Annotated in this window: 17 protein-coding genes; 11 read left to right on the top strand and 6 right to left on the bottom strand. The window is 71.5% G+C overall.

The window, feature by feature from the left end; all coding sequences use genetic code 11:
• The first annotated feature begins 120 nt into the window (after window positions 1-120).
• Together ABZX40_RS34650 and ABZX40_RS34645 are read left to right on the top strand one after the other, a co-directional pair.
• Window positions 121-879, top strand: a complete 759-nt coding sequence (locus ABZX40_RS34650) for an SMI1/KNR4 family protein (protein ID WP_355735502.1) — start codon at window positions 121-123, stop codon at window positions 877-879.
• A 147-nt stretch (window positions 880-1,026) separates the two neighbouring features.
• The gene (locus tag ABZX40_RS34645) at window positions 1,027-7,305 is read left to right on the top strand and encodes a protein-glutamine glutaminase family protein (protein WP_355735499.1); all 6,279 of its coding nucleotides are present in this window, start codon (window positions 1,027-1,029) and stop codon (window positions 7,303-7,305) included.
• Window positions 7,306-7,542: 237 nt separating this feature from the next.
• Here ABZX40_RS34645 and ABZX40_RS34640 read toward each other — a convergent pair whose 3' ends face one another.
• The 4 genes from ABZX40_RS34640 to ABZX40_RS34625 form a co-directional block, all read right to left on the bottom strand.
• Window positions 7,543-8,706: a cytochrome P450 gene (locus tag ABZX40_RS34640; protein WP_355735496.1), complete on the bottom strand. Its 1,164-nt coding sequence runs from the start codon at window positions 8,704-8,706 to the stop codon at window positions 7,543-7,545.
• Between the two features lie 587 nt (window positions 8,707-9,293).
• A complete protein-coding gene (locus ABZX40_RS34635; RefSeq protein ID WP_355735493.1) occupies window positions 9,294-9,845 on the bottom strand; it encodes an AAA family ATPase in 552 nt (183 codons plus the stop codon).
• 174 nt (window positions 9,846-10,019) lie between these two features.
• A complete protein-coding gene (locus tag ABZX40_RS34630) occupies window positions 10,020-10,640 on the bottom strand; it encodes a disulfide bond formation protein DsbA (protein ID WP_355735491.1) in 621 nt (206 codons plus the stop codon).
• A 111-nt stretch (window positions 10,641-10,751) separates the two neighbouring features.
• Window positions 10,752-13,586 carry a hypothetical protein gene (locus ABZX40_RS34625; protein WP_356009012.1) on the bottom strand — a complete coding sequence of 945 codons (2,835 nt, stop codon included), beginning with the start codon at window positions 13,584-13,586 and terminating at the stop codon, window positions 10,752-10,754.
• A 123-nt stretch (window positions 13,587-13,709) separates the two neighbouring features.
• Here ABZX40_RS34625 and ABZX40_RS34620 point away from each other — a divergent pair, with 123 nt between their 5' ends.
• The 6 genes from ABZX40_RS34620 to ABZX40_RS34595 all read left to right on the top strand — a co-directional run bounded on the left by ABZX40_RS34620 (window position 13,710) and on the right by ABZX40_RS34595 (window position 19,220).
• Window positions 13,710-13,907 (top strand): hypothetical protein, encoded by a 198-nt coding sequence (locus ABZX40_RS34620; protein WP_355735483.1) that lies wholly within the window; start codon window positions 13,710-13,712, stop codon window positions 13,905-13,907.
• 298 nt (window positions 13,908-14,205) lie between these two features.
• Window positions 14,206-14,358, top strand: coding sequence for a hypothetical protein (locus ABZX40_RS34615; protein ID WP_355735481.1), 153 nt, complete (start codon window positions 14,206-14,208; stop codon window positions 14,356-14,358).
• A 95-nt stretch (window positions 14,359-14,453) separates the two neighbouring features.
• The gene (locus ABZX40_RS34610; RefSeq protein ID WP_355735479.1) at window positions 14,454-15,509 is read left to right on the top strand and encodes an iron-siderophore ABC transporter substrate-binding protein; all 1,056 of its coding nucleotides are present in this window, start codon (window positions 14,454-14,456) and stop codon (window positions 15,507-15,509) included.
• 55 nt (window positions 15,510-15,564) lie between these two features.
• Window positions 15,565-16,611, top strand: coding sequence for an iron ABC transporter permease (locus ABZX40_RS34605; RefSeq protein ID WP_355735477.1), 1,047 nt, complete (start codon window positions 15,565-15,567; stop codon window positions 16,609-16,611).
• A gap of 5 nt (window positions 16,612-16,616) precedes the next feature.
• The gene (locus tag ABZX40_RS34600) at window positions 16,617-17,729 is read left to right on the top strand and encodes an iron chelate uptake ABC transporter family permease subunit (protein WP_355735771.1); all 1,113 of its coding nucleotides are present in this window, start codon (window positions 16,617-16,619) and stop codon (window positions 17,727-17,729) included.
• Window positions 17,730-17,933: 204 nt separating this feature from the next.
• On the top strand, window positions 17,934-19,220 hold the full coding sequence (locus ABZX40_RS34595) for a lipase (protein ID WP_355735474.1): 1,287 nt from the start codon (window positions 17,934-17,936) through the stop codon (window positions 19,218-19,220).
• 235 nt (window positions 19,221-19,455) lie between these two features.
• Here ABZX40_RS34595 and ABZX40_RS34590 read toward each other — a convergent pair whose 3' ends face one another.
• Window positions 19,456-20,868 carry a serine hydrolase domain-containing protein gene (locus ABZX40_RS34590; RefSeq protein ID WP_355735471.1) on the bottom strand — a complete coding sequence of 471 codons (1,413 nt, stop codon included), beginning with the start codon at window positions 20,866-20,868 and terminating at the stop codon, window positions 19,456-19,458.
• 105 nt (window positions 20,869-20,973) lie between these two features.
• Here ABZX40_RS34590 and ABZX40_RS34585 point away from each other — a divergent pair, with 105 nt between their 5' ends.
• Together ABZX40_RS34585 and ABZX40_RS34580 are read left to right on the top strand one after the other, a co-directional pair.
• Window positions 20,974-21,669 (top strand): TetR/AcrR family transcriptional regulator, encoded by a 696-nt coding sequence (locus ABZX40_RS34585; protein WP_355735468.1) that lies wholly within the window; start codon window positions 20,974-20,976, stop codon window positions 21,667-21,669.
• A 35-nt stretch (window positions 21,670-21,704) separates the two neighbouring features.
• Window positions 21,705-22,289, top strand: a complete 585-nt coding sequence (locus ABZX40_RS34580) for a hypothetical protein (protein WP_355735465.1) — start codon at window positions 21,705-21,707, stop codon at window positions 22,287-22,289.
• 286 nt (window positions 22,290-22,575) lie between these two features.
• On the opposite strand, the gene ABZX40_RS34575 is transcribed toward ABZX40_RS34580, so the two are convergent.
• Window positions 22,576-22,704, bottom strand: a complete 129-nt coding sequence (locus tag ABZX40_RS34575) for a hypothetical protein (RefSeq protein ID WP_355735462.1) — start codon at window positions 22,702-22,704, stop codon at window positions 22,576-22,578.
• A 351-nt stretch (window positions 22,705-23,055) separates the two neighbouring features.
• Here ABZX40_RS34575 and ABZX40_RS34570 point away from each other — a divergent pair, with 351 nt between their 5' ends.
• On the top strand, window positions 23,056-25,209 hold the full coding sequence (locus ABZX40_RS34570) for a hypothetical protein (protein ID WP_355735459.1): 2,154 nt from the start codon (window positions 23,056-23,058) through the stop codon (window positions 25,207-25,209).
• Window positions 25,210-25,324 lie beyond the last annotated feature (115 nt).

Raw genomic sequence — 25,324 nt, 5'->3', positions numbered from 1 at the left:
GGCCAGGGGTCGGAGGCCGGGGGCGGGGGGCTGGAGGCCGCCCGTTGCCTTACCCTGCCCTGCCCTGCCCTGCCCTGCCCTGCCCTGCCCTGCCGCAACGGCCATGCGAGACTCCCCATCATGCGCGCCGACCTAGACCTTCTCCGGGACCTCATCGCCGCCACCCCGTCGATCGTCACCTGGCCGGGCCGAGGCCGCTCGGAGAGCGTGATCCGCGCGGCGGAGTCCATCACCGGTCCGCTGCCCCGCTCGTACCGCTGGTGGCTGGCCGGGTACGGCGAGGGTGCGCTGCGTGGCCGTCCGCTCGCCACGGTGGAGCCCGTGCCCGGCCTCGGCGAACCCGGGCTCATCGAGGACTGGTCCGGCGGGGACCGGCTCTGGTTCCACGAGAGCGACGACCACGAGCGGTACGGATTCGCCCTCGACCGGGCCGCCGACGGGGAGTGGCCCGTCGTCGTGCACAGCCGCGTCACCGACGAGGAGTACCCGTTCGCCGACTCCTTCGCCGGGTTCCTCACCGTGTGGACGGCGCTCGCCACCGGCCTGCGGGAAGGGCCGAACCCGGCCGTCGCCCGGCTGTGGCGTGCCACCCCCGGGCTACGGCTGCCGGACGGCGGCGCACTGCTCGGGCCGCACACCTTCCATGCCCGCAACGACGCCTGGGAGGTGCCGGGGCGCGCACCCCACTGGGTCCTGGTCGGCGAGGACGGCGGCGGAGCGGGCCTGTTCATGCGTCGGCACGGCCGCGACCGCTCATCCCTGTACCGGCTCGCGCCCGGCCCTCCACCGAGCGATGTCGCCGACCAAGGGGAATGGCTGGCCGCCGACCTCTTCGACTGGCTCGACCTTCTCCCCCGGCCTGCGCACACCTCCACCTGACACGCAGATCGGCCATCACATCCTCCCCGCCGAAGCCGGTCGAGCGCCTCGTCCGGGCATTCCTGATCGGGCGGGAAGTGGGGCCGTTCGGTCACGTACCGGCCGCAGCGGCGCCGGTTTGTATCTGGTCGGAACTAACCTCGGGCCGTGGCTTCCGAAGAGCTCAATCATCTGTTCCTGGTGCTGACCGGCCAGGCGATGCCGGATCTCGACCCGACGCTGATGCGTGAGCATCTGGTGCTTCCGCAGCGGGAATTGGAGCAGCAGCTCGTACAGCTCCAGGAACTACTGGTGCGGGTGGCTCAGTCGGTGTCGGCAGAGTCGAACGGGGATTTCAGCGAGGCGTACTACGAGGCGATGCTGACGTTGGCGTCACCGGAGGGCAAGGCGCTCCTGGAGGGGCTGCGGGACGCGGCGAAGCAGCTCGGTGACTTCGCCGAGGAGTCGGCGTACCAGGCCGAGTACACGATCCTGATGATCCTGCTCCAACTGGGCCTTTTCCTGGTGGAGTTCGCGGTCACGTTCGTCATGGCGATCTGGAACCCCTGGGGCGCGATGATCCGCCAGGCGTATCTGCGTGCGCTCTACCGGAACATTCTGAACAGCCTGATGTTCAGATTGACCTCCGCGATTGCGTCGCAGCAGGTCCTCCAGATCGGTCTCGCTGCGGCGATGGACCGGCTGGCACAGTGGAGTCTGGCCAAGCAGGGGAAGGTGTCGGCGAACGGCGACGCGTATCTGAAGCAGTCCGTCATCTTCGGGTCGATCGCGGGGTTCGTGGCGGTGCCGGTCCAGTTCGGGGCGTCGGCGCTGGCGCAGAACGTGATCAAGCGGATGCACAAGGGAGCCGGGGACAGACTCCTCAAGAACCTCAGCGACGCGCTGGCGAACCGACCGGACCTCAAGAACCTCAAGACCCTCGCCAGCGACACGACGGACGACGTGGCCGACGACGTAGCGGACAACGCTTCGGACAAGGGGGTGGGCGGGACTCCGAGGCTGGTGCCCCGGCCCGAGAACAACGTGGGCGGGTTCACGGGGGACGGCCTTCCGCCCCTGGGTGGTGGAGCCATCGGTGGTCCGGACCGGGTGTTCGCACGGGACTTCGCAGACCGGATCACGGATGTGGCGAACCGGATCTCCCGCGACCAGGATCCCCTGGGGACGAATCGGCCGTTCGTCTCCGACATGGGTGACATCTTCGCCCGACGCTTCGGTGACGACATGGGCGGCGAGGATTCCGCACGGGCCCTGGGCCGGGACTGGGCCGACACTTTCCTCGGCAACATCCACCAGGGCACCCTGGGCGGCTCCCTGCGATCGGTGCTGGACGGGCGGCTGCCGGCCTCCTTCGGGGACGATGTGCTGCGGGCCATGTCCACATCGGTGCAGGATCTGTTCGGAACGAAGAACTTCGGCAGCAGGTTCGTGAACTTCACCCTGCACGCCGTCGGTGACGGAATCATCGGCCTCGGCTCCGAGATGGTCTTCAACGGGATCACGCAGAAGACCTTCAGCGTCAGCGGTGGCGGGTTCCTGACCTCGATCACCAGCGAGCGGGCCGCGAGCATCTTCAACTCCGGTGCCGAATGGCTGGCGAGGAAGTTCAAACCGGCGAACCTCGATATCGAGGTGAACAAGATCCCACTCGTCTCCGATCCGAGCACCTACCCGGGCACAGGGGCCTCCCCTGCCTCGACCGACCCCCACACGGGTGACGGCGACGACATCGGCACCGTCCGTCCCGGTGTCGTGAACACGGTCGGGGGTGGTGGCCCGAGTGGCGGTGTGTCCACGACGACCACGGGCGTCGGCTCCGGGGCGCCGACTATGCCGACGATGCCGACGGTTGATGACCTCCTGATCAGCAGTCAGCCGGTCGACATTCCGGACTGGCCGGTCCTGATCCCCCAGGCGTTCACCCCTCCCCTGATCGATGCCGGGCCGTCGGCGGCTCCTGACCCGGTCACCGGCATCGGTGGCTCCGAACGTCCGAGCCTCTGGCCGACCGCGAGCGGACGCGACACCGACGTGACGTCGCGCGGCACCGGACCGGGCGACCCTCCGAACCGGGACACCCCGTATGACGCCCAACCCCTGACCTCCGCGTCACCCACTCCGTACCGGTCCGGTGACCTGCCGGGGACGACACCGGGAGAGGGTGGCCGGGACATACCCGGCCCGGGAGGACGGCCGCCGCTGACGTCACCGGCCTCGTGGAATCCGGCGGTCGCCGCCGCCACGCCCATCGACGTCCCCTCGCCGACCTCATCCGAATCGACCACCATCACGCCACCGCCGCCTGGGGCGTACGCGACTGGAGGGATGGGAGGGCCTGGAGACCTGAGACCGTCAGACCTCAGGGCGTCGGACCTGAAGACATCAGACCTGAGGGCGTCGGACCCGAGGCCAACGGACCCACGCACATCGGATCCACGAGCCTCAGAACCGAGGTCCGCCGACTCCCGGCCCGCCGAGACCCGCTCCCCCGCCACGGGTACGGCACCTCACCGGGACAACAGCACCGAACCCCACCCGACCAGCACCACCTCCAATGGCCTCTCCGACCCACTCCCGCAGGACACGGACACGGACTCGGGCTCGGGCTCATCCGACGACACCTCCGACTCCGTCTCCATCACCTCCGACAGCTCCCTCACCTCCGAGGACTCCGTCGACTCCCTCAGCTCCGCGTTCACGGACAGCACAGCCCGTACCGACCCCGACCCCGACGAGGACGAGGACGAGGACGCGACCCGCGCGGACGCCGAGCGCGCCGGAATCGACGAGCCATTGCCGCTCGGTCTCGCCGACCGGGCGGCCCTGCTGAAGCAGTTGACGGACCCATTCCCGCACACCACGTTGACGACGGACCAGCTCAGAACCACAGTGCGGGACGCCATCGCCGCCACCCACGCACAGAACCCCGCGCACCTCGACGAGCATGTGATCCTGCTGGAAGAGCTGGCCCGTCTGCTGTATCCGCACAACACACCCGAGGCGTTCCGGCAGCAGCAGCCGCACAGTCCCGCCCAGGCCGGGAGTGGTATGCGCGACGACATCGGCATCGGTACTCCCCGTACCGATCGCCGTCTCGCCGCCGGGCCCGGCTGGGCCCCGGTCACCGACTGGGCCACCCTGGACAGGGCCCTCGAAGCCGCGGGAACCGGTTCCACCGCGCTGATCCTCACCCAGAACACCACCGGCCCCGGCCACGCCTATGCCGCCCATCGCACCGCCGACGGCACCCGCTGGACCGAACTCCAGGCCAGGTCCCCACACCAGCAGGTCACCCAGCATCCCCCCGCCCCGGCCCCGCGCGACACCCGCGCCGTCGTCATCACCCCGAACGGCCGGGTCGCCCGGACGACGACCGAGGGCGCACTCACCCACACCCCTGACCACACCTCGTACAGCACCCTCACCGACCCACCCCCCACCACCGCCTACAAGGGCTTCGGTTTCGAGGCCGAACTCAAGTACATCCTCAGGTCGTCCAGCGCGCTCAAGTACGGAGACGTCCTCGCCGTCCACTCCACCGGCCTCAAGATCGTCGTGGACAAGGACACGTTCTTCCTCGGCATCGACGGCAACTACTACGACACGGAAGAGAGGGCCCTCGCGACCACCGGGACGGCACCCTGGCCGGTGCCGGTCTTCATTCCCGAAGTGATGTCACCCACCACCTCGGCCCTCCCTGGTGAGCGGAAGAACCCGGGGCCGAACGTGATCCAGACGTACTTCACCACGCGCGGTCAGCTGGACGGGGCACACACCGGACCGGCCGACTCCCGACTGGACCGGCTGCTGTCCACCGACTCACGGTGGGTGATCCAGCCGGCCGGGAACTCCGTCACGGTGGCGCCCACCTCCGCCGGGCCCGGTCACGCCGCCTACGCGCAGTTCACGGCGGAGGTCCCGCTCGCCGGACTCACCCCCATGCCCGATCTCACCCGGCTTCGCCTGGAGTCGCCACCCATCGGGGGTGTGTCGGGCCCGCCGCGCCCGCCCGTCACCGGGCAGCCGTCGCGGGGACCACTCGGCCCCGGACACGAGAGCCCGTTCCCTCAGCAGCACACTCCCGCCGATCCGCCGACACCTGACACTCCGCCCGCCGACGGGGACGACGGAACCGATCAGGGGTCTCGGCGCCTGGCCGACAATGTCTTCGACACCCTCGTGGTGAGCGGCCGGGAGACGGATCGGCCGTCCGCCGAGCCGCACACCCACGCGGGGCCTCGCGGAACGGGCGCGCACGATCAGCGGTTCCCGCTGGACTTGCTGCGCAATGAGGTCAATCTCCGGCTGCCCAGGCTGGGGTGGACTCGCGGGGCCGTCGACGAGGCCACCGTCCAGCGGGTGCTCCGGAAGGTGCACGGGCCCGTGGCGGGCGTCAATCTGCGGGATCTGGCGGAACAGATCGCGGGCCGGATCACCGCGGGCCGAACTGTCAGGATGCGCGGGGGTGCGACGGGCAGCGGGCACGATCCGCGGCGGAGCGCCGACGAGGCCGGGCACGCCGGTGACCCGACCCCGCAGGACACCGCCGCCCAGCAGGCGGGCCCGTCACGCCTCACTCGCCGGACGCCCGGCCCCGACGAGGACTCCGCCCCGGCCGGGGTGACGGCTACGGAGGAGCGACGTACGACACCGACCCCGCAGCCCGAAGGACCCGGACGCGGCACGGTCAGTGGGACCGTCGGCGAGACGGACGACAACGCCCCGGCCCCGGCACCAACCCTGGTCCCAGCACCAGCACCAGCCCCGGTCCCGGTCCCGGCCCACCAGGCGGAGCCGGCCGAGCAGTTCTACTCCCGGGAGATCGCACGCCACCTGGAGTCGGAGCCGATCGACACCCGGGGCCTGCTGGCCCTGCTGCAACGGTGGTCCTCCAGCCCCCAGCTGCTCGACTCCGGCACATTGCAGACCGCGTACCGGGACCTGACCGGTGCCGAGCTTGCCACCGACCTCAACCGGGCGGTGGAGCAGGGTCGGCTCAACCTCGTGGATCTCCCGGCGGTGTCGCGCCGTCTCGGGCTCAGCACCGACACCCGGCCCGCCGAGGAGGCGCTGCCGCACATGGCGGCCAGGAGTCCGGCCGACGAGCCGGCGCTGCCCGCCGTGGTGGAGTACACGGAGGAGGTGCACCTCGCGTACCAGGAGGACAACCCGCAGAGCGCCCTGTCCCTGCTGGACGCCCTGGACCGCGATCTGCGCAAGGTGTGGACGGTCGAGGCCGCCTGGCGCAGACAGCACGGGAACTTCATGGGGCCCGCGCTCATGGCGAAGTGGCCGACCTACGGCTTCCGGATCGCCGACGCGTTGGGGTTCGCCGACCGGGCTGCCGTACCGGTGGCGCAGGTCGGCCAGTGGTACCGGCAACTGGCGGATCTCACCTTCGAGCACTACCGGCACGGCACGGTCCCGGTCACCACCGGGCATCCGGAGGACGGCTGTTTCTACCGCTCCCACCTGTGGGCCCTGCAACTGATGCGCTGGGGGGTGATGCCCCAGAAGGTGTACGCGGCGCGGGCCTCGGGGACCAAACTGACCGTGACGACCCACACCGCCCTCAACGCCACCAGGGACGCCCCCGGGCAGGTGTCCTGGAGGTTCCATGTGGCCCCGGTGGTCCACGCGGCGGTCGTCGGCGGCAGAACCGTGCCCTTCGTGCTCGACCCCACCCTCCAGCGCGGGCTCCTGACGATCCCTCAGTGGATGCAGGCCCTGGGCCTGTCGTCGCAGCCCGGAACGTACCGCTTCTACCAGGGCCCCCTGACCCAGGTGCACCATCAGCTGGCCGTCGACCGGCAGCAGCGCCCCGGCGCCTGGAGCACCGACGGGGCGACGCTGCCGCTGGATCCCACGCTGCTGCTCACCGACGCCCACGCCCACAGCTTCCCCTACCCCACCACCCCACCGATCACGTCCTGGCAGGAGAGCAACTCCCGGGTGCTGGAGAACTCCAACCGGCTCTACCGCCACCATGTGCGGGCCGAACGGCGGGAGCTGGCGCGCACCCTGGACCGCATCCTCGCCGCCGCTCCCGCCGGTCACCCGTCCGGGCAACTGCTGGAGCAGCTACGGGCCGAGGTCGAGCGCCGTGGGCCCATGCCCGGATTCCTCCAGGAACGCTCCGAGTTCGACGCCGAGGCCCGTCGACTGCTGGCCCCCACCGACTACGACCGCTTCGCGTCCCTGTTCCCACCACCGGACCCGGCCGCCCCCACGGTCGAGGAATCATCGGACGGCGAGACCAGCGAGGAGGAACCGGACCCGGACGACCAGTCCAGCCACGAGGACTCCTCCGACTCGGATCGTGAGGGCGGAGACGAAGACCGAGACGGCGACGGCGACGGCAACGGCGACGGCAACGAGGAACGGGGTGCCCCTTCGGGCGGGGAGCCGTCGCCTCCGGGCCGGTGAACGCATAGGTTCCGCCGCCTCGGAGCGGCTCTGTCAGCAGCAGCACTGCCGCACAGGCGGCGATGTCGTAGGCGTCGATGTACGACAACACACGCCCCGCACCGTACGGACCCTCCAGCACGCCACTATGGATTCAGGAACGCCGATTGATCACCGATACGAACGAAGAAGCCGGGTCGGAGCCGCCCCCTGACGACACCGCTCCGCAGGCCGTGCGCCCTGCCCACACCGCAGCACTCAAGCACCGGCGCCGCCCCGTCCGGTTCCCGGGCCGGGCGTGAGTCGCGTCCATCCGCCGGGCGGAGCCAGGAGTGTGCGGACATGTGGTCTGCGACGGCGCATCCGGACGTGTCCCCGGTAGTCGCGCAGGATGCGGTGGCCGAGGTGTTCGAGGGCCTTGAGGGCGAAGCCGTTCGCCGGACACATGCCCGCGCCCTTGCCGAAGGGGAGGTACGCGCGCCTCTGGTCGTCGGTCAGTCGCTGCCAGCGCGAGGGAAGGAACTCCAGCGGCCTGTCCCACACGGCCGGCGACCGGTGGATCGCGTGCGTGCCGATCAGGACGTGCTCACCCTCGTGGACCCGGGTGCCGCCCAGGTCGTGGTCGGCGGCGGCCACTCTCATCAGGCGCCAGGCGGTCGGATACAGGCGCAGCGTCTCCCGCACCAGCTGACGGACGTCCTCCGTCCGCACCGCCGGGGTGTTGCAGCCGTGCCGGATGCCGAGCAGCACGACCCATTCGAGCGTCACACCGGTGAAGCCGACCGTGGACAGGACGAGGCGTTGCAGCAACTGTGCCCGATCGGCGGTGGACAGCTCTCCGGGCAGCCCCAGCACCAGGTCGACCAGGTCCTGCGTGCCGTCTTCCGCCGGACGCAGCCGGTCCAGTCGCGCGGCGAGCCCGGCGCGGATGGCGGGCACCGTACGGTGCGAGCGTCTCACCACATGGCCGACGATGTCGTCGGCGACGATGCTCGACGTCGTGTAAGCGTCGATGAGGGCATTGATCTCGGTGTGGCGCGGGTGTGCGATGGCCGGGGCGAAGTACCGTCGGACGACTTCGACGCCCCAGCGCTGGTGGTGCAGGCGTCCGCGGGCGTCACTGACCTCACCGAGAGCCGAGTCGAGGTCGAACGACGCCGGGAGGTCGTGTCGGGCCAGCACGCCGACCAGTCGGCGGGATGCCTCGTTCCGTACCGTCGGGGGCAGGGTCTGCGGCCCGAGGCGGAGGAATCCGGACTGGGACAGATAGTCGGCGGAGGGATCGGCGAGTACGGTCAGGGCCGCGTCGGCGTCGGCCACGAAGAGGGTGCCGAAACGGAGCAGGAACGGACCGTGGCGGCCCGCGGCCTGCTCCTCCCACCGCCTGAGCTGCGGCCACAGGCTCTTCCTGTCCAGCAACACAGTCGTCGGGCTCTCCCCTCCGGCACAGGGTGAAACGTCCGTACGGCCCGTCCTCCTACCGAGAGGACATCAGTCCGGGCGCCCGTATCTGTCGCCGTACTGGTTGCGGCGCGTCCGCGCCTCACCGGTGAGAGCCCGCAGGCCCCTGCTGATCCATGCGATCACACTGTCCTCCATCCACGCTGGGATCAAGTCCGTTCGGGATCACGGCTGTTCGGGCGGACGAGCAGGCGGACGTCAGTCCTGCCGCCCGTAGCCGACGAAGTATCCGTGCCACCGCGCCCGCATTTCACCACTGAGAGCCCGGAGGCTGCTGCTCACCCACGACATCGTCGTCCTCCTCGCGCGTCAGTGCTGCTGGGCTCCGCCGCCACCCGGTTCGCAAGCCGCTGGCAGGAGAGGCCAGGCCATCAGCGGCGAGAGTACTCCCGCCGAGGAGGCCGGATGACTCCCGGAACCGGCCAAAGATGCCGGCAGGAAGGCGCGCTCTGTCGACCAGCGGGCCTACGACATTCTGGTCGCCGCGCTCGCCCGCTGAAGCCGGGTTTTGGCTGTTCTCGACCGGTTCGAGGGGGCGGCGCCTGCGGTCACAGGCCGCCGGATGTTCCGGTGCGGACCCGGGTCAGCACCTGGTCGGCCAGGTGCCGTGGGGCCAGTTCGCCGTCCAGGAACACCGTGCCGCCGGGCAGGGTGCCGATCGCGGCCATGCACGGCTCGATCCTGTCGCGGCACCAGCGCCGGACCTTCTCGTCCTGCTCGGGGTTGTCCGGGGTGAAACTCCGGCCGTCGATCCGCTCCGCCAGGATCTTTGGAGGGACCTTGAGGAAGAAGTGGTGGATGTCGATGCCCGCGCCTTTCAGCACGCCGAAGATCTCACCGATGTAGTCCGGATCGAGCAGGGTCATGGGGACCAGGACCGGACGACGGTACTCCTCGACGAGGCCCACGGCGAGGTCGGCGACCTGGCATCGCCAGAGTCGTAGGTCCTGGAAGTCGCCGGTCGGCACCTCAACGATCTCCCGCAGCACATAGCCGACCATTTCCGGGTCGTAGACCAGTGCCTCGGGCCAGCGCGGACGCAACTCGTCCACCAGCGTGGTCTTCCCGCTGCCGAACGCGCCATTCACCCAGATGATCAACGTAGTCCCCCGTCGCGTTGCCACGCGCCCCCTTCGGGCCCGGCGTACCGGATCAGGATCAGCATGCCGGGCGGGGCCGGGCGGGGCCAACTTCCGCTGCCGGGCCGGGTCCGACAGACCGTGGCGGGGCGCCGCGTCCCGGTGCCCAGCCCGGCCCCTCGGGGCGGGCCCGTGTCAGCCTGCCATGTCGAAGCGGGGCTCCTCTGTCCGGGTGCGCTTGACCTCGTAGAAGCCCGGGACCGTGGCCATGAGGAGAAAGCCGTCCCACAGTCGGCCCGCCATCTCCCCGGTGGGGGCAGGGGAGACGACCGGTCCGAAGAAGCCGACCCGCTCGCCGTCGGGCGCGGCGAGGGCCATCACGGGGGTGCCGATGTCGCCGCCGGCCAGGGCGACGGCCCGCGCGTGCGAGGAGCGGATCGCCGCGTCGTGGGCGGTGGACTCGGCGGCCTCCGCCAGGTCCTCGGGGAGACCGGCGTCCGCCAGGGCCGCGGTGAGGTTTCCCCAGTCGCCCTGGAGGTGGAAGCGGGTGCCCATCGCGGTGAAGAGGTCGCCCAGCGCCCGCTGTCCGAACCGCTCCTCCGTCGCGGCGCACACGCGTACCGGCGCCCACATGTACTCCTCCCACTCGCCCTCGGGGTTGTCGTCCCGGTGTTCGTTGAGCACCGAGAGACTCATCACCCGCCAGCGAACGGTCACCGGCCGTACCTTGGTGACCTCCACCAGCCACCGCGAGGTGATCCATGTGTAGGGGCACACCGGATCGAACCAGAAGTCCACGCTCCGCTGTTCGACCATCTGATCGGCTCCTTCCACTGTGCCGACTGAGAGCCGACTGAGATCGGTCGGTCCGGACTGGAGTGACTGACCGACACGAGAACCGTGTCGCCAGCCGCAGCAGCGGCAACCCTACGTCGCGGCCGGCGGTGACTGCCGAGCGTGGAGGTCGGACGTCGATGCCTGCCACGGGGGTGTCGGCGTGCCGTCCGGATCAAGGCCGTGCGGCCAGAGCCCGGTGAACAGCTCGCTCATCTCGCGCGGGTGGTACGGGGCGCGGTTGTTCCCCTGGTCGGCGGCCCGCCGGGCCAGGGCCGCGGCGCCGTTCTGATCCCCGGCCTTCTCCCGCATCACGGCCAGGCGGTACAGGGCGCTGATGTTGCCGAGGTCGGCGGCCTCCCGCAGCAGGGCCTCGGCACCCTCCCGGTTCCTGGCCTTCTCCCTCATCACGGCCACGAGGTACAGCGCGCCGGTGTTGCCGAGGTCGGCGGTCTGCCGGGCCAGGGCTTCGGCGCCGTCCTGGTCCCCGGCCTTCTCGCGCATGACCGTCAGGCGGTACAGGGTGCTGGTGTCGCCGAGATCGGCGGCCTGCCGGGCCAGGGCCTGGGCGCCCAGCCGGTCTCCGGCCTTCTCCCTCATCAGGGCAAGGCGGTGGAGGGCGTCCACGTTGCCGAGGTCGGCGGCCTCCCGCAGCAGGGCCTCGGCGCCCTCCTGGTCGTGGGCCTTCTCCTTCATCACGGCCAGGTCGTACAGGGCGCCGGTGCCGTCGGCGGTGTGCCGGGCCGGGGCTGCGGCGCCGTCCTGCGCCTTGGCCTGCCCCCTCCGCTCCCGCCGCTCCGTCACCTCCGTCAGCTCCGGCACCTCCCTCAGCTCCGTCAGGAGGTACAGGGCGCTGGTACTGCCGAGGTCGGCGGTTTCCCGGAGCAGGGCTTCGGCGCCCTTGGGGTCCCCTGCCCGCTCCTTCAGCATCGCCAGGCGGTACAGGGCGTCGAGGTCGCCGTGATCCGCGGCCTGCCGGGCCAACGCCACCGCACCCTCCTCATCCCCGGCCCTCCCCCGCATCATCGCCAAGTCATACAACGCACCGGTATTACCCAGATCAGCCGCCCGCCGAGCCAACACCGCAGCCCCATCCCGATCCCCCGCCCTCTCCCGCATCACCGCCAAGCGGTACAGGGCGTCGAGGTCGCCGTGATCGGCAGCCTGCCGGGCCAACGCCACCGCACCCTCCTCATCCCCGGCCCTCCCCCGCATCATCGCCAAGTCATACAACGCACCGGTATTACCCAGATCAGCCGCCCGCCGAGCCAACACCGCAGCCCCATCCCGATCCCCCGCCCTCTCCCGCATCACCGCCAAGCGGTACAGGGCGCTGATGTTGCCCAGGTCGGCGGCCTCCCGCAGCAGGGCCTCGGCGCCCTCCTGGTCTCCGGCCGCGTCCCGGTGCTCCGCCTGGCGGTACAGCGCGGCGGTGTTGCCGAGGTCGGCGGCGCGGTGCCGCAGGTGGTGGGCCCATTGCAGACGGTGGCGGCTTTCGGCCGCCTGGGCGAGGTTGTTGAGGTCGTCGGGGTGGGTCAGGTGGGTATGGGCGGCGTGCCAGAAGGACGCGGGCGGGCAGAGGTGGCGGCGGGCGGTGCGGCCGTGCTGTTCGAGGTAGTCGGCGAGCCGGAGCCGTGACTCCGCCTGCGGCGCGATGGCGGGGGCCGGGGAACGCCTTGAGGGCCGCGGGGTGGTGCGGCGCAGGGGTGCTTGCTTGCCGTGGACGGGTTCGGCGAGTTCGGCGTAGGCGGTTTCGGCCCAGTCGTCGGTGAGCTGGTCGTAGTCGGTCTGGCCGAGGTAGTCGATCGCGGCGTCGGTGAGGAAGGCAGGCGGGAGATGCGGGCCGACGCCGAGGCGGCGTGCGTCCATCGCCGCTTCCAGCAGCGCTTTCGCGGCGGGGGTGCGGGGGTTGTGGTAGCGGTTGAGGAGTTCGGGAGCGCCTGCCAGGTCCTGGGTCACCCTCCCGTCGTCGCGGGCCCGGGTGAGCGCGTCGGCCAGCAGCAGGTCACCGTTCTCGGCGAGCGCGGCTGCCGCGGCCAGGGCCTGGCTGTCGAAGGCGTCGGGGACGGGCAGAGTCCGGCCGGAGAGGAGTTCACGGACCCGGCTGTGCAGATCGTCCGAGCCCGGGGCGGGAAGCACCGTGTACCGGTGGGCGTACTCGGGCCAGAGCGTGCCGAGCACGAGGACCGGACCGCGCTCCGGGCTGACCAGCAGTTGGTGGACGGCGGACGCGATCCGCTCACCGAACGCGCGGTCCCCGAGGTAGTGCTGGGCCTCGTTCAGCCACACCACCGTGCGGGGCGTCACCCGGTGCAGGTCCTCCAGCGCGGCCTGTGCGCGGGTCGGGTCGAAGGGATGCCACAGCCGCCATCCCCGGTCCGCGAGCGGCTGCACGGCTTCCCAGCAGGCCCGGGTCTTCCCCGTCGACGACGTCCCCACCAGCACCACGATCCCGCTGCGCCCGGCCGCCGCGTCGCTCACCGCCCCGGCCAGCACCCGGTCATGCCCCCGGGACACATACCCGGGCAACTCCTGCGCCCCGCCGACGCCGCCGCAGCCCGAGGCGATCCTGCCGGGCCCGGCGGGATGAACCTCCAGATCGTGCGGGCTGTACCCCTCGATCGCCCGCCCCGGCCCGTCCGCGGTCACCGTGCCCTCGTCGCCGACGACGTGCGGCGCCGACGCGGTCCGGTGCAGCGCCAGCAGTTCCCCGGGCGGCAGCTTCAGCACCCCGGCCAGCGCCGCCACCGTCTCCGCGGACGGCACGGGCCCGTTCGGGGACAGCGCCTCCGACACCGTCGTACGCCCCAGCCCGGCGCGGGCGGCGAGCTGCGTCCGGTTCAGCCGGGCCACCGCCACCGAGGCGGCCAGCCTGCCGCGCAATTCGGCCAGCGCCGCACCGCGGCCGTCGTCCTGCTCGTCGCGCACGTGCCCGCCCCCGGTCCTGAGGTGTGTTCGCCGGTGTTCATCTTCGTCCGTCCGGACCCCGGCGCACACCGTTTCCACGACCTTCGACCACGTCAACACCCGTACTAGCAAAGGGATCCCGCCGTGGTCGTCGCCGTGGTTCTCCAGACCATCGCCCTCGTGATCGTCGTCGCGCTGCTCGCCGCGGCCTGCGCGGGCAAGCTGGCCCGCATGGACGGCGCCGGCTATCCCACCGCCCTCACCCGCGCCGCCGCGACCTTCGCCGCCGTGATCGGCCTCGCCGCCACGGTGACCGCGGCGCTCGCCGCCCTGTTCGACTGAGGCCGCCCCGGCGGAGGCGGAGCGGGCGGAAGCGGCGCGGGTGGGCTCGCGCGGGCCCGGGGGGCGCCTCCTCCTCATCGGCCACTCCAACCCGGTACCGGGGCGGGCTCGCGCGGGCCCAGGGGTGCCGGAGGGGGCCGGGGGGCGTTGTTCCGGATGGCCACGGGGCTGTGCCCGGTTGCGCCGGTTCTCAGAGGTTTCGGGCGTCCCGGCCTCCCCGGACAGATTGGCTTAGGTTAGGCTTACCTTTGTCGCTTGATGATGGTCGCGTCTCCGCCCCGGCGAGGCGTATCTCGTGGTGCCCGGAAGTCCCCCGCGTTCCCCCGCAGTTCCCCGCAACACCCTGCCGCTCACGCCGCAGGTCCTGCCCGTCCCGTACGTCCTGCCCGTCCCGTACGTCCTGCCCGTCCCGTACGTCCTGCCCGTCCCGTACGTCCTGCCCGTCCCGTAGTCCTGCCCGTCCCGTACGTCCCCGTGCGTCCAGCACACCCGGCAACACCCCGCACGTCCCGTACACCCCCGTACGTCCAGTAGACAAGGTGCGTCATGGCCTTCGCCGCCTCTCCCTTCCGTCGCCGTAATCTCGCCGTCGCGGGTTCCCTCGCGCTCGCCCTGTTCATGACCGGCTGCGGCGGGTCCGACGACACCGCCGGTGACGACGCCGCTTCCGGTGATGCCGGGGCCACCGCGGGCGCCTTCCCGGTCACCATCGACAGCGCGCTCGGTGAGGCCACCATCGAGAGCGCGCCCCAGCGCATCGTCACCCTCGGCCAGGGTTCGGCGGAGACGGCCATCGCCCTGGGCACCGTCCCGGTCGGCGTGGAGGACTACCCGTGGGGCAGCGACGACACCGGCTATCTGCCGTGGGTGCACGCGGCGATCACGGAGCGGGGCGCCGAGCTGCCCGAGGAGTTCACGGGCGGTGAGGAACTGGACATCGAGGCCATCACCGAGCTGGAGCCCGACCTGATCCTCGCCCCCTGGTCGGGCGTCACCCAGGACCAGTTCGACATCCTCAAGGACATCGCGCCGACCGTCGCGTACCCGGAGGAGGCGTGGTCGACCAAGTGGGACAACCAGATCGAGATCATCGCCAAGGCCCTGGGCAAGCCCGACCAGGCGCAGGTCCTGATCGACGACATCGACAAGCAGCTCGCCGACGCCGCCGCCAGCCGCCCCCAGTACAAGGACATCACCTTCTCGTACATCTACAACAGCGGCCCCGGCACCCTGGGCATCTTCAAGCCGCAGGAGCAGCGCGTGGCGATGGTCAGCAAGCTGGGGCTGAAGGTGGACCCGGTGGTGGACACCTTCGAGGAGACCCCGGGCACCGACTCGGCGGTCATGGGCCTGGAGAACGCGGACAAGCTGAGCGACAGCGATGTGCTGTTCACCTTCTACTCGGACGCCAAGACCCGTGAGGAGGTCGAGGCGCAGCCGCTGTACGGGGCGATCCCGGCGGTCCGCAACCAGGCGCTGGTCCACAGCAACGACCAGCCCTTCGTCACCGCTTCCTCGATCATCAACTCGCTCACCGTGCCGTACAGCATCGACCGCTATCTGCCGATGATCGACAAGGCCGTCGAGCGAGTCGCGCAGTAGTCGGCCACCGCCGTACCGACCGACCCGACGACGACCTCACCCACGGGAACCGGCGTTGACCACACTCACCTCCACCCGTCCCGGAAAGGGCCGCCCCGCCGCGCTCCGGCGGGGCGGCCCCGCCCGCTATGCCTCGGCACTCCTGCTGTGTCTGCTGCTGCTCGTGTGCGCCCTGCTGGCCAGCGTGATGTTCGGCAGCCAGCCCACCTCCCTGCGCGCCGTCCTGGAGGTGGTGACGGGGGACGGCGAGAGCTACACCCGTACGGTCGTGGAGAGCCGTTATCCACGGACCGTACTGGGGCTGATGGCCGGGCTCTGCCTCGGCGTGGCCGGGACCCTGATGCAGGGCATCACCCGCAATCCGCTGGCCGAGCCCGGACTGCTCGGCATCAACGCGGGCGCGTCCGCCGCGATCGTCGCGGGCACCGCGTACTTCGGGGCGGCCGGGCAGCGGGAGACGATCTGGTGGGCGCTGGCCGGGGCGCTGCTGACCGGGCTGGTGGTCCATGTGATCGGCACGGCGGGCGGGGGCGGCGGCCCGGTCCGGCTGGTGCTGGCGGGCGCGGTGCTGTCGGCGGTGCTGGCGGCGTTCGTGCAGGCGGTGGCGCTGTCCCGGCCGCAGGTCTTCGACACCTACCGGTACTGGGTGGTGGGGTCGCTGGCGGGGCGCGGCTATGACGCGTTCTGGGCGGTGCTGCCGTTCGTGGCGGTCGGGTTCGTGCTGGCGCTGGTACTGGCTCCGGGGCTGAACGCCATGGCGATGGGCGACGACAAGGCCGCCTCGCTCGGGATCAGTCCGGTGCGGGTCAAGGGCGCGGGGCTGCTCGCGGCGACCCTGCTGAGCGCCGCCGCGACGGCGGCCGTCGGGCCGATCGCCTTTGTCGGGCTGGCGGTTCCGCATGTGGTGCGGGCGCTGGTGGGGGCGGACTTCCGGGCGCAGATCCTGTTCACCACACTGGCGGGCCCGGTCCTGCTGCTGTTCTCGGATGTGGTGGGCCGGGTGGTGCTGCGTCCGCAGGAGCTGATGGTGGGTGTGATCACCGCGTTCGTGGGCGCTCCGGCGCTGTTGTTCGCGGTGCGTCGGATGCGGGGGGCGGCATGAGCGGCATGACTGGTACGGGCGGTATGGGTGGGGCGAGTGGCTCCACCGCGGTCAAGGAGCGCGGGTCCGCCGGGCAGCGGCATCGGCCGGGGCGGGGGGTGCTGCGGGTCGGTCCGTGGATCGCCCTGCCCGTGCGGTATCTGACGGTGACGGCGGCGGGGGTGTCCCTGCTGTTGCTGGCCGCGGCGGCGGTGGCGACCCTCTCCCTCGGGCGCCTCGGGATCGCGCTGCCGGAACTGCCGTCGGCGCTGGCGGGCGACGCGACGGGCAGCGACGCGTTCGTACTGAACCGGCTGCGCGGGCCGCGCCTGGTGGTGGCGATCGCCACGGGCGCCGCGTTCGGGCTGTCCGGGGCGCTGTTCCAGTCGGTCACCCGCAATCCGCTGGGCAGCCCCGATGTGATCGGCCTGGGCGCGGGTGCCGGGGCGGGGGCCGCGGCGGCGGCGCTGTTCCTGCCGAATGCGGTGCCGGTGGCGGTGGGCGCGCTGCTCGGGGCGCTGGTGGCGATGGCGGTGGTGTACCTCAGTACCGGGACCGGGTTCCGCAACCCCGGGCGGCTGGTGGTCGCCGGCATCGGGGTCTCGGCGATGGCCACGGCCCTGACGCAGTACGTCGTCTACGCCGTCGAACGCGACCGGGCCAGCGCGCTGACCGCCTACATCAACGGCAGTCTGTCGGCACGCTCCTGGGAGGACGCCCGGACCATCTGGCTCGTGCTGCTCCTCGCCCTGCCCCTGGCCGCGCTGCTGGCCCGCCCGCTGCGGGTCGCGGAGATGGGCGACGATCTGTCGGCGGGACTGGGCGCGCGTCCGGCCCGGACGGCGACGGCGGCGATCCTGCTGTCCATCGTGCTGTCGGCGGGCGCGGTGAGCGTGGCGGGGCCGATCGCCTTCATCTCCCTGACGGCCCCGCAGATCGCCAAGCGGGTCACCCGCAACGGCGGCCCCCACCTGGTCATGTCCACCCTTCTCGGCGGTCTCCTGCTGGTACTGGCCGATCTGACGGCCCAGCAGCTCCCGCTCTTCGACAACCTGCCGGTGGGGCTCTACACCATGGCGCTGGGTGGCGCGTATCTGGGGTATCTGCTGGTACGGGAGTGGCGGCGGGTTGGGGGGTAGTGGGTGGTGGACGGGGTGGCGGGCCGGGGGGAGCCGGGGGAGCCGACGGATGGGGTGGCGGGCTGGGGGTAGTCGGTGGATGGGGTGGCAACCAGTGGGTGGGTGGGGGCGGAGAGGGTCGGTCGGTCCGTGCATGACATCCGTCACCAAAGCGGGTGACAGACCGCAATGGTGAGGCCGTCCGAACGCCCGGACACTCACCTCATGACGAATCATCAGCCCGGCGACGGCCCCTCCAGCCGACCCTGGACGCGCCGCGCGGTGCTGGCCGCGACCGGCACCATGGCGGCAACCACAGCCCTGGCCGCCGCCACCCCAGCCACAGCCACAGCCACCGCCACCGCCACGACCACGGCCTCGGCCACCCCCACGACACCCGCTCCTCCCCTGCGCCTGACCCTGCCCGCACCCACCGGCCGTCACCCCATCGGCACCCACACCCTGCGGCTGGTGGACCGCTCGCGGCGGGACCCCTGGGTGCCATCCCGGCCGGTGCGGGAGTTCATGGCGCAGATCTGGTACCCGGCGGCCCACCCGCCCGGCCGCACCCGGGCCCCCTGGATGACCCCGGCGGCGGCCCGTCACTTCCAGGCGTCGGGCGTCCTGCCCGCCGGTTACGTGACCCTGCCCGACTCCCACGCCGGAACGGACCTCCCGGCCCGGACCCTGGGCGGCGCCCGCCCGGTGATCCTCTACTCCCACGGCCACGGCCAGCACCGTACCTCGGGCCTCTCCCTGGTGGAGGATCTGGCCGCCCACGGCTATGTCGTCATCACGCTCGACCACACCTATGACGCCGGGCAGGTCGAGTTCCCCGGCGGCCGGGTGGAGACATACGGCATGCCCGAACTGACACCCGAGCTGCCGCCCGAGGAGGAGCGGCGGATCGTCGAGCGGGCACTGCGGGTACGGGTCGCGGATGTCCGGCACACCCTGGCGACGCTCACCCGCGCGGTCCGGGACGGCGACCCCGCTCTGCCCTCCGGTCTGCGCCGGATCATGGACCTCTCCCGCACGGCGATGTTCGGCCACTCGCTGGGCGGCGCCACCGCGGCGGAGGTGATGTGCCAGGGCCTGCCCGTGCTGGCCGGGGCGAACCTCGACGGAGCCCTCTTCGGCGATGTCCTCACCCATGGCCTGGACCGCCCGCTCCTGCTCCTCGGCGCCGACGAGCCCGACCCCCGGAGCTGGCTGGACACCTGGCCCCGTCTGCGTTCCTGGCGCCGCTTCCTGCGGCTCACCGGCTCCGCGCACTTCTCCTTCACCGACTACACTCCCCTGCTCCCCCAGGCCGCCCCCCGTATCGGCGCGTCGCCCGAACTGGTCGCCGCGCTCATCGGGACCCTGGACGCACCCCGGTCGCTGGCGGTTCAGCGGGAACTGCTGCTGGCCTTCTTCGACCTGCATCTGCGGGGGCGCGGGGCGCCGGTGCTGGAGGGGCCGAGGGGCGACATGCCGGAAGTCGAGTTCCGGAAGGAGGCGGGTTCCTGACGGCTGAGGGCCCGACCTGCCCGTAACACCCCCACCCGCGCCGCAGCCGAGAACCGCGAGCTGTTGGGATGCCATGCCGCCTGATGGACGCGCCCCGCCCGCCCGTGCAGATGAGAGCAAGTCAAGACTACGGACCACGGCGGAGCCGGACCGTCCCCGTGAATCGGCTGACGCACACGAACCGGCCGCCGTGCCGGAACACCCGCCCGGGACAGCCCGTGTGCCAGCGCGGGATTCAGGGCGTGTCGGTGACCCGGCTGAACAGCCGGCCGGCGAGGTCGACCCCGGTCACCGCACCGTTGGCGTCACGGGAGAAGTAGCCGCGCTGCCCCTGAAGACCGCCCTCGGTGACCAGGTACTCATCACCGTCTCCGGCAAGAAAACCCATGGTCGCGGCGGGGTAGTCCGGGGGCATGTCCTCGTCCGAGGCCTCACGGATCTCGGGCTTGATCCCGACCGCCAGGGTGAGACGTGTGCCGTCGGTGGCGATGTCGAGGTTCATGGCGTCGATCTCGTACCGCCCGACGACCTCCCGCGCCCGGCCCTCCTCGTACGGGACCGGCTCCACCGTCTTCTCGACGACGCCGAGGCAGTGCTCAAGTGCCCATCGGACGACGGACTGGTTGAAGGGGTAGCCGTTCGGGCCGGCGTTGGCCAGGGAGACCACCGCGAAGTTGCGCTCGGGCACGATGAGCAGTTCGGCGAACTGGCCGTTGCCCGAGCCGCCGTGCCCGATCGCGTGCAGGCCGTCCAGGTCGTGCAGGAACCAGCAGATGCCGAAGCCGTCGCCGAGCGTGCTGGCGCGCAGCGCGACCGTCTGCTCCCGCATACGGTGCAGCTCCGCGGCGGGGAGCACGCCCTCGCCGTCGCCCAGCTGGAACCGCGCCCAGCGCAGCAGATCGCTCACCGAGGAGGAGAGGCCGCCGCCGGGGTTGTCGGCGCGCGCTCCCTCCTTGAACGCCGCCCAGGGCCGGGCGGGGCGCATTTCTCCGTCGTCGCCGCGGTTGTATCCCACCGCGAACTTGCGGACCATCACCTCGGTCAGGCCGTACACGGTGTCCGCCAGGCCGACCGGCTCCAGGACGAGCGAGGCCATGGCCTGCTCGAAGGGCTGGCCCGTGACCGTCTCCACGACCCGCCCGGCCAGGTTGTAACCGGCCTGGCTGTAGGAGGCGCGGGCCCCGGGCGGTGCGATGAGCGGCAGCTGCGGCAGCTTCGCCATGAGCCCGGTGAGGGAACGGTCGCCCTCGCCGTCGTCGATCAGATTCCAGTCCAGACCCGCGGTGTGGTTGAGCAGGTTCAGTACGGTGATCTGCGCCGCGGCCTGCTCATCGGCGAGCTTCAGCTCGGGCACATAGCGCCGCACCGGCGCGTCCAGGTCCACCTTCCCCTCGGCGACGAGGCGCATCAGCGCGGTCGCGGTGAAGGTCTTGGACACCGACGCCAGCGGGAACAGCGTCCTCTCGTCGATCGGCAGCGGGTTGCTGAGGCTCGTCACGCCGTGCGAGGCGTACATCTCCTGGCCGTCCAGGAGCACCCCCACGGCCACACCGGGCACGCCCAGCTCGGTGGCCTGCGCGTCGACGAAGTCCGACAGCTCGACCTGCGTCTTCTGAGCGTCCTGCGTGTTCAGCATGTCCTGCGTCATTGCTCCCCCTTCGGGTACTTGAACTAAGTACGAGAAACACCATAGAGGCCGACTTGAACTATGTGCAAGTCCTCCCGTGAACTAAGTTCAAGTAAGGTGGTCGCCATGCCCAGAGACACCCTGACCGCGGACCGGATCGTCCGCGCGGCCATCGAACTGCTCGACGACGAGGGGCTGGACGGCCTCAACATGCGCAGCCTGGCGAAACGCCTCGACTCGGCCGCCACCGCCGTCTACTGGCACGTCAAGGGCAAGGACGACTTGGTCCGCCTCGCCAGCGACGCGATCTGGCACGAGGTCGAGCTGCCCGACCTCTCCACCACCGACTGGCGCACGGCCGCCACCGCCCACGCCGACAGCATGCACGCGATGTTGACCCGGCACCCCTGGCTCGTCCAGGCGTTCGGCAGCCACCTCCTGCATGGACCCGCCCAGGCCCGCTACAACGATCTCAGCCTGGCCATCTACGAACAGGCGGGATTCACCGCCGACGCCGCGGACCGGGCGGCAGCCGCCGTGTTCACCTTCGTACTCGGCAGCGCACTCGGCCCTGCCGCGGAGGTCTCGCTGAACCGCCGGCTCGGTAAGAACGGCGCGGACGCGGAGAAGCTGATGGCCGACGCCGTGGCACAGGCCACGGAGACCGCCATGCAGTTCCCACGCCTGCGCGAGCGCCTCGACACCACGGCCGCGAGGGAGTACGCCGCGGCGCCGGACAGTTCCTTCGAGTTCGGCCTTCAGTCACTCCTCGACGGATTCGAGGGGCGCCTTGCCGCCGATGGCGCCGGTCGGCGAAAGTGAGCCGCTCGCCTCGTCGTCCCGCAGGCAGTGGTTCCATGGATGACGCGTTCACCCTCCTTCGGCATGCGGTCGACCTGCTGCCCGAGGACGCCATGGCAGCGAACGGCCAGACGGCCCGAGAGGTTCGCAGAGAAATCGGGCTCCAGGAATGGGAGATGGCACTCGACGCGCTCATCGAGATCGCGGACGTCCATCCCGTGTCCGTCACCTTCTGGGAGACACTCGCCGAGGCTGCTCGGCAGATGATGCTCGACCGTCGGCGTCGTTGGTGCGAGTGGCGGGGCTGGGAAGTCACGTTCGGCACCATCCGCGCGACCCTGAGTCTGCTGGGAACCGACGAGGGCGGACGACGGAGCGCCTTCTCGGGGGACGGCCGACTCAGACCCATGTGGGACATCGGCAATCGCACCGCGGACGGACAACAAGCCCTCAACATCGCGCGCCTGTGGGTGGAGTTCGCACCACAACTCGGCCCCGGTGAGACAGCCGATGTGCGCCTGGCTCCCCTACAGCCCGAACAGTGGCAGCACCTGAAGCCCGGTGACATAGTCACCATGCACGAGGCCCGACCCGCCACCGGCATCGCCGAGATCATCGAGGTCCTGCCACCACGCGCCTGAGCCGATCCACTCATGCCGTCCAAGGGCGGTAGGCACCTGCTCTGGCGTATCGAGTGCGGCTGATGGCACCATGGCGCCGATGATGACCACCAGAAAGACCCATGCCGCGTAAGCGCCCGGGGGCGATCCGCGCCCTGCGCGAACGCCGACCGCCCGAGTGGGCGCATGAACTGCCGCCCGTCGACCGTCTGTCGCCCGATACGAGTGCCGCGATCCACTTGGTGGAACATGGTTCCTCCCGCAGCGGTGAGGTCCAGCCTGGGCGAACCTCGGAGTTCCTCCACAGCTACCGGACATTCTTGCGCCGACCCGGTCGGAAGCTGAGGTTGACCGCCTCGGAGTGCCCGGCGTGCCCCGGGTGCCGGTACGACGACATCGCGGTGGTCAGGGACGCGTTGGAGGACAAGGTGGGCATCCTCCCGCTCCCGGCCCGATCCGAGTTGCGACGACTACTCGCCTCTCTTGATGCGGAGTTCCGAAGCAGGACACTGCCCGACCCTGATCCAAGCCACTGGGTGGACTGGAGTGGCAATCCGTACCGATGGTGGCACCGGCGGCTCTACGCGGGTGTCTAGGGTGAGGGTCTTGTCCTTCACCCGGTGACGGTGAGCGCCCCGTACTTCTCGGCGGGCCGCTCACCTCGTCGTCGGCGTGCGATGAAAGCCCACGGACCGGCTTCAGCTTGGCCGGTGAGCCCGGCGGCAGGCCGCAGACAGCAGACAGCAGACAACCCAGGATGTCAGTGGCTCCTGGCACGATGCGGCTCATGGATCTCGTACACCCGCTCGATGGCCTGGATGCCCGGCCCTGGTCTTCCCTCTCTCATGCCTACGGCGGCGCGGAGGATGTTCCCGATCTGCTCCGGGCTCTGACCGGCGCGGACGTGGATGCGGCGGACGAGGCGCTGGACGAGTTGTACGGGTGCGTTCTGCATCAGGGGACGGTCTACGCCGCCACCGCGGAGGCGGTGCCGTTCCTGGCCCGGATCGCGGCGAGCGGCCACCGCACGGCGGACGTCCTGGCGCTGCTCGGCGGCATGGCGGAGAGCGGGGACGAGTACGGTGTGGCGCCGGGCACGGTCAGGGCGGCCGTGGCGGACCAACTGCCGCTGCTGCTGCCGCTGCTGGCCTCCGCGGACCCGGAGATTCGCCGGACCGCGGCCTGGGCGGCGTCCCACACCCGCGCGGCCACCACTGTGCTCCCCGCCCTCCGGGCCCGCTGGAACGAGGAGCCCGAGTCCTCCGCGCGCGCGGAGATCCTGGCCGGGATCGCGCGGCTGGACCCGCGGGGCGGAGCGGCGCTGGCCGCCGCCGTCCTGGACTCACCCCAGTCGGCCGAAGTGCTCATGGCCGCCGTCTTCGCCTCCCTCGACGCCAGCGCCGCGTGGACCGCGCCGGTGCACCGGGCGATGCTGTCCCTGCTGCCCGCCGACGCCCTGCGCTCCGATTTCGACCTCCGCCGCGGCGAGCCGCTGGCCGCCGTCGTCGCGGCGCTCCTGGGCCGGGGGAGCCGTACGGATCGCGAGGCGGCGTTCGCGCTGGTCGACGCGGCTCTTCATGACGACCGGGCCGAGGTGCGGGCCGAAGGGATCTGGGCCGCGGACCGCGCCTGCATGGTCTCGCGCAGTGCCCCGCCGCGGCTGGTGCGAGGCTTGCGCACGGCGGCCGTCGACGAGGAGTCGGTGATCTCCGTCTCGTCCCTGCTGGGCCGGCTGGGCAGCGTCGCCGCTCCGGCCGCGGACGTCCTCGCCCCCCTCGCCGGGCGGAACCCGGACCATGACGACGACCATGCGGACCGGGCTCTGGCCGCGCTCGTACTCGTCGCGCCCACGCAGTCGGGCCCGCTCCTGGCCGCCGGGCTCGGGCGGCGCCCGCGGGCCCTGGACGCGGCGGCCGGGTGGCAGAGCCCGGAGGACGCTCCGTTCCCGTACAGCGGCGCACTCCTCGACGCCGTGCGAAGCCGTCTTGCCCGGCCCGAGGCCCTGAGCGGCAACGAACCCTGGCGGCTGACGAGCTTGCTGGCGGGCTGGGGCGCCAGGGCGGCACCGGCGCTGCCCGAGTTGTGCGCGGCGCTCCCGCGTTTTCCCGGTCAGGTCGCCCCGGCCATCGCCACCGTCGCCGCCGGATCCGCCCCGGCGGATCGTGCCCAGGCGATCACCGCGTTGCGGACGCTGGTGGCCGCACGGGAATCCCTCCCGGCGGCGAAGGCCCTGAGCGACCTCGGCGGCGAACTCGCGCCCCTGCTGCACTGCCTCGAACAAGCCCTCGTGCGTGACGCCGACGGGCGCGAGGAGGCTGCCAGGACGGCCGGTGCGCTCGGTCCCCGGGCAGCGGCTCTTGCGCCCGCCCTGCGCGAGGCGCTCAGCGGCCCGGACGACGACCACATCACGCCCGTGCTGGACACGGACACGGCTCTTGCCGAGGCTCTGTGGCGTATCACGGGCGACGCGGACGAGGTGGTCGCCGTACTGGACTCCGTCTTCGCGCGCGCCGAACAACTCCCCTGGTCCCGGTGGTCGGTGGTGCGGGCCGCCCGCGCGGCGGCCCTTCTCGGCGGCGCGGGGCGGGCGCTCACGGCCCGGCTGGAAGCGGCCCTCGACGATCCGACGCAGGCACCGGCCGCTGTGCTGGCGCTCCGCGCCGTGGCCGAACCCGCCTCGCTGGACCGCGCCGCGCTCGCCGAGACAGCCTTGCGGTCGGCCGAATCGGACGCGGATCCGGTGGGTGCCTGCGATGCCCTGGAGGCGCTGGGTCCTGTCGTGCTGAACGGCGACCACGCGGGGCGGCTCGCCGCCCTTGCCGACGGTGATGCCCGGGTGGTCCGCTCGGGAGTCGAAGGCCGTGTCATCCGCCAGGACGAAGCCCTCCGCACCCGAGCCCGCGCGCTCCTCAGCGCCTGCCCAACCCCCGCAACACCCTGACCCCCCGGGCATGGTCAGCCCCGCCTCGGCATCCGGACCGGACCACAGCCCGCACCACTCGTCCCGGACCGTGATCGTCCAATCCGCCGTCGGTCAGGGCTTGTGTGCTGTGGGC

Source organism: Streptomyces sp. NPDC004610 (assembly GCF_040609715.1).
Taxonomy (GTDB): domain Bacteria; phylum Actinomycetota; class Actinomycetes; order Streptomycetales; family Streptomycetaceae; genus Streptomyces.
Note: the sequence above shows the minus strand (reverse complement) of the source record. Positions and strands in the feature narration are given on the sequence as shown.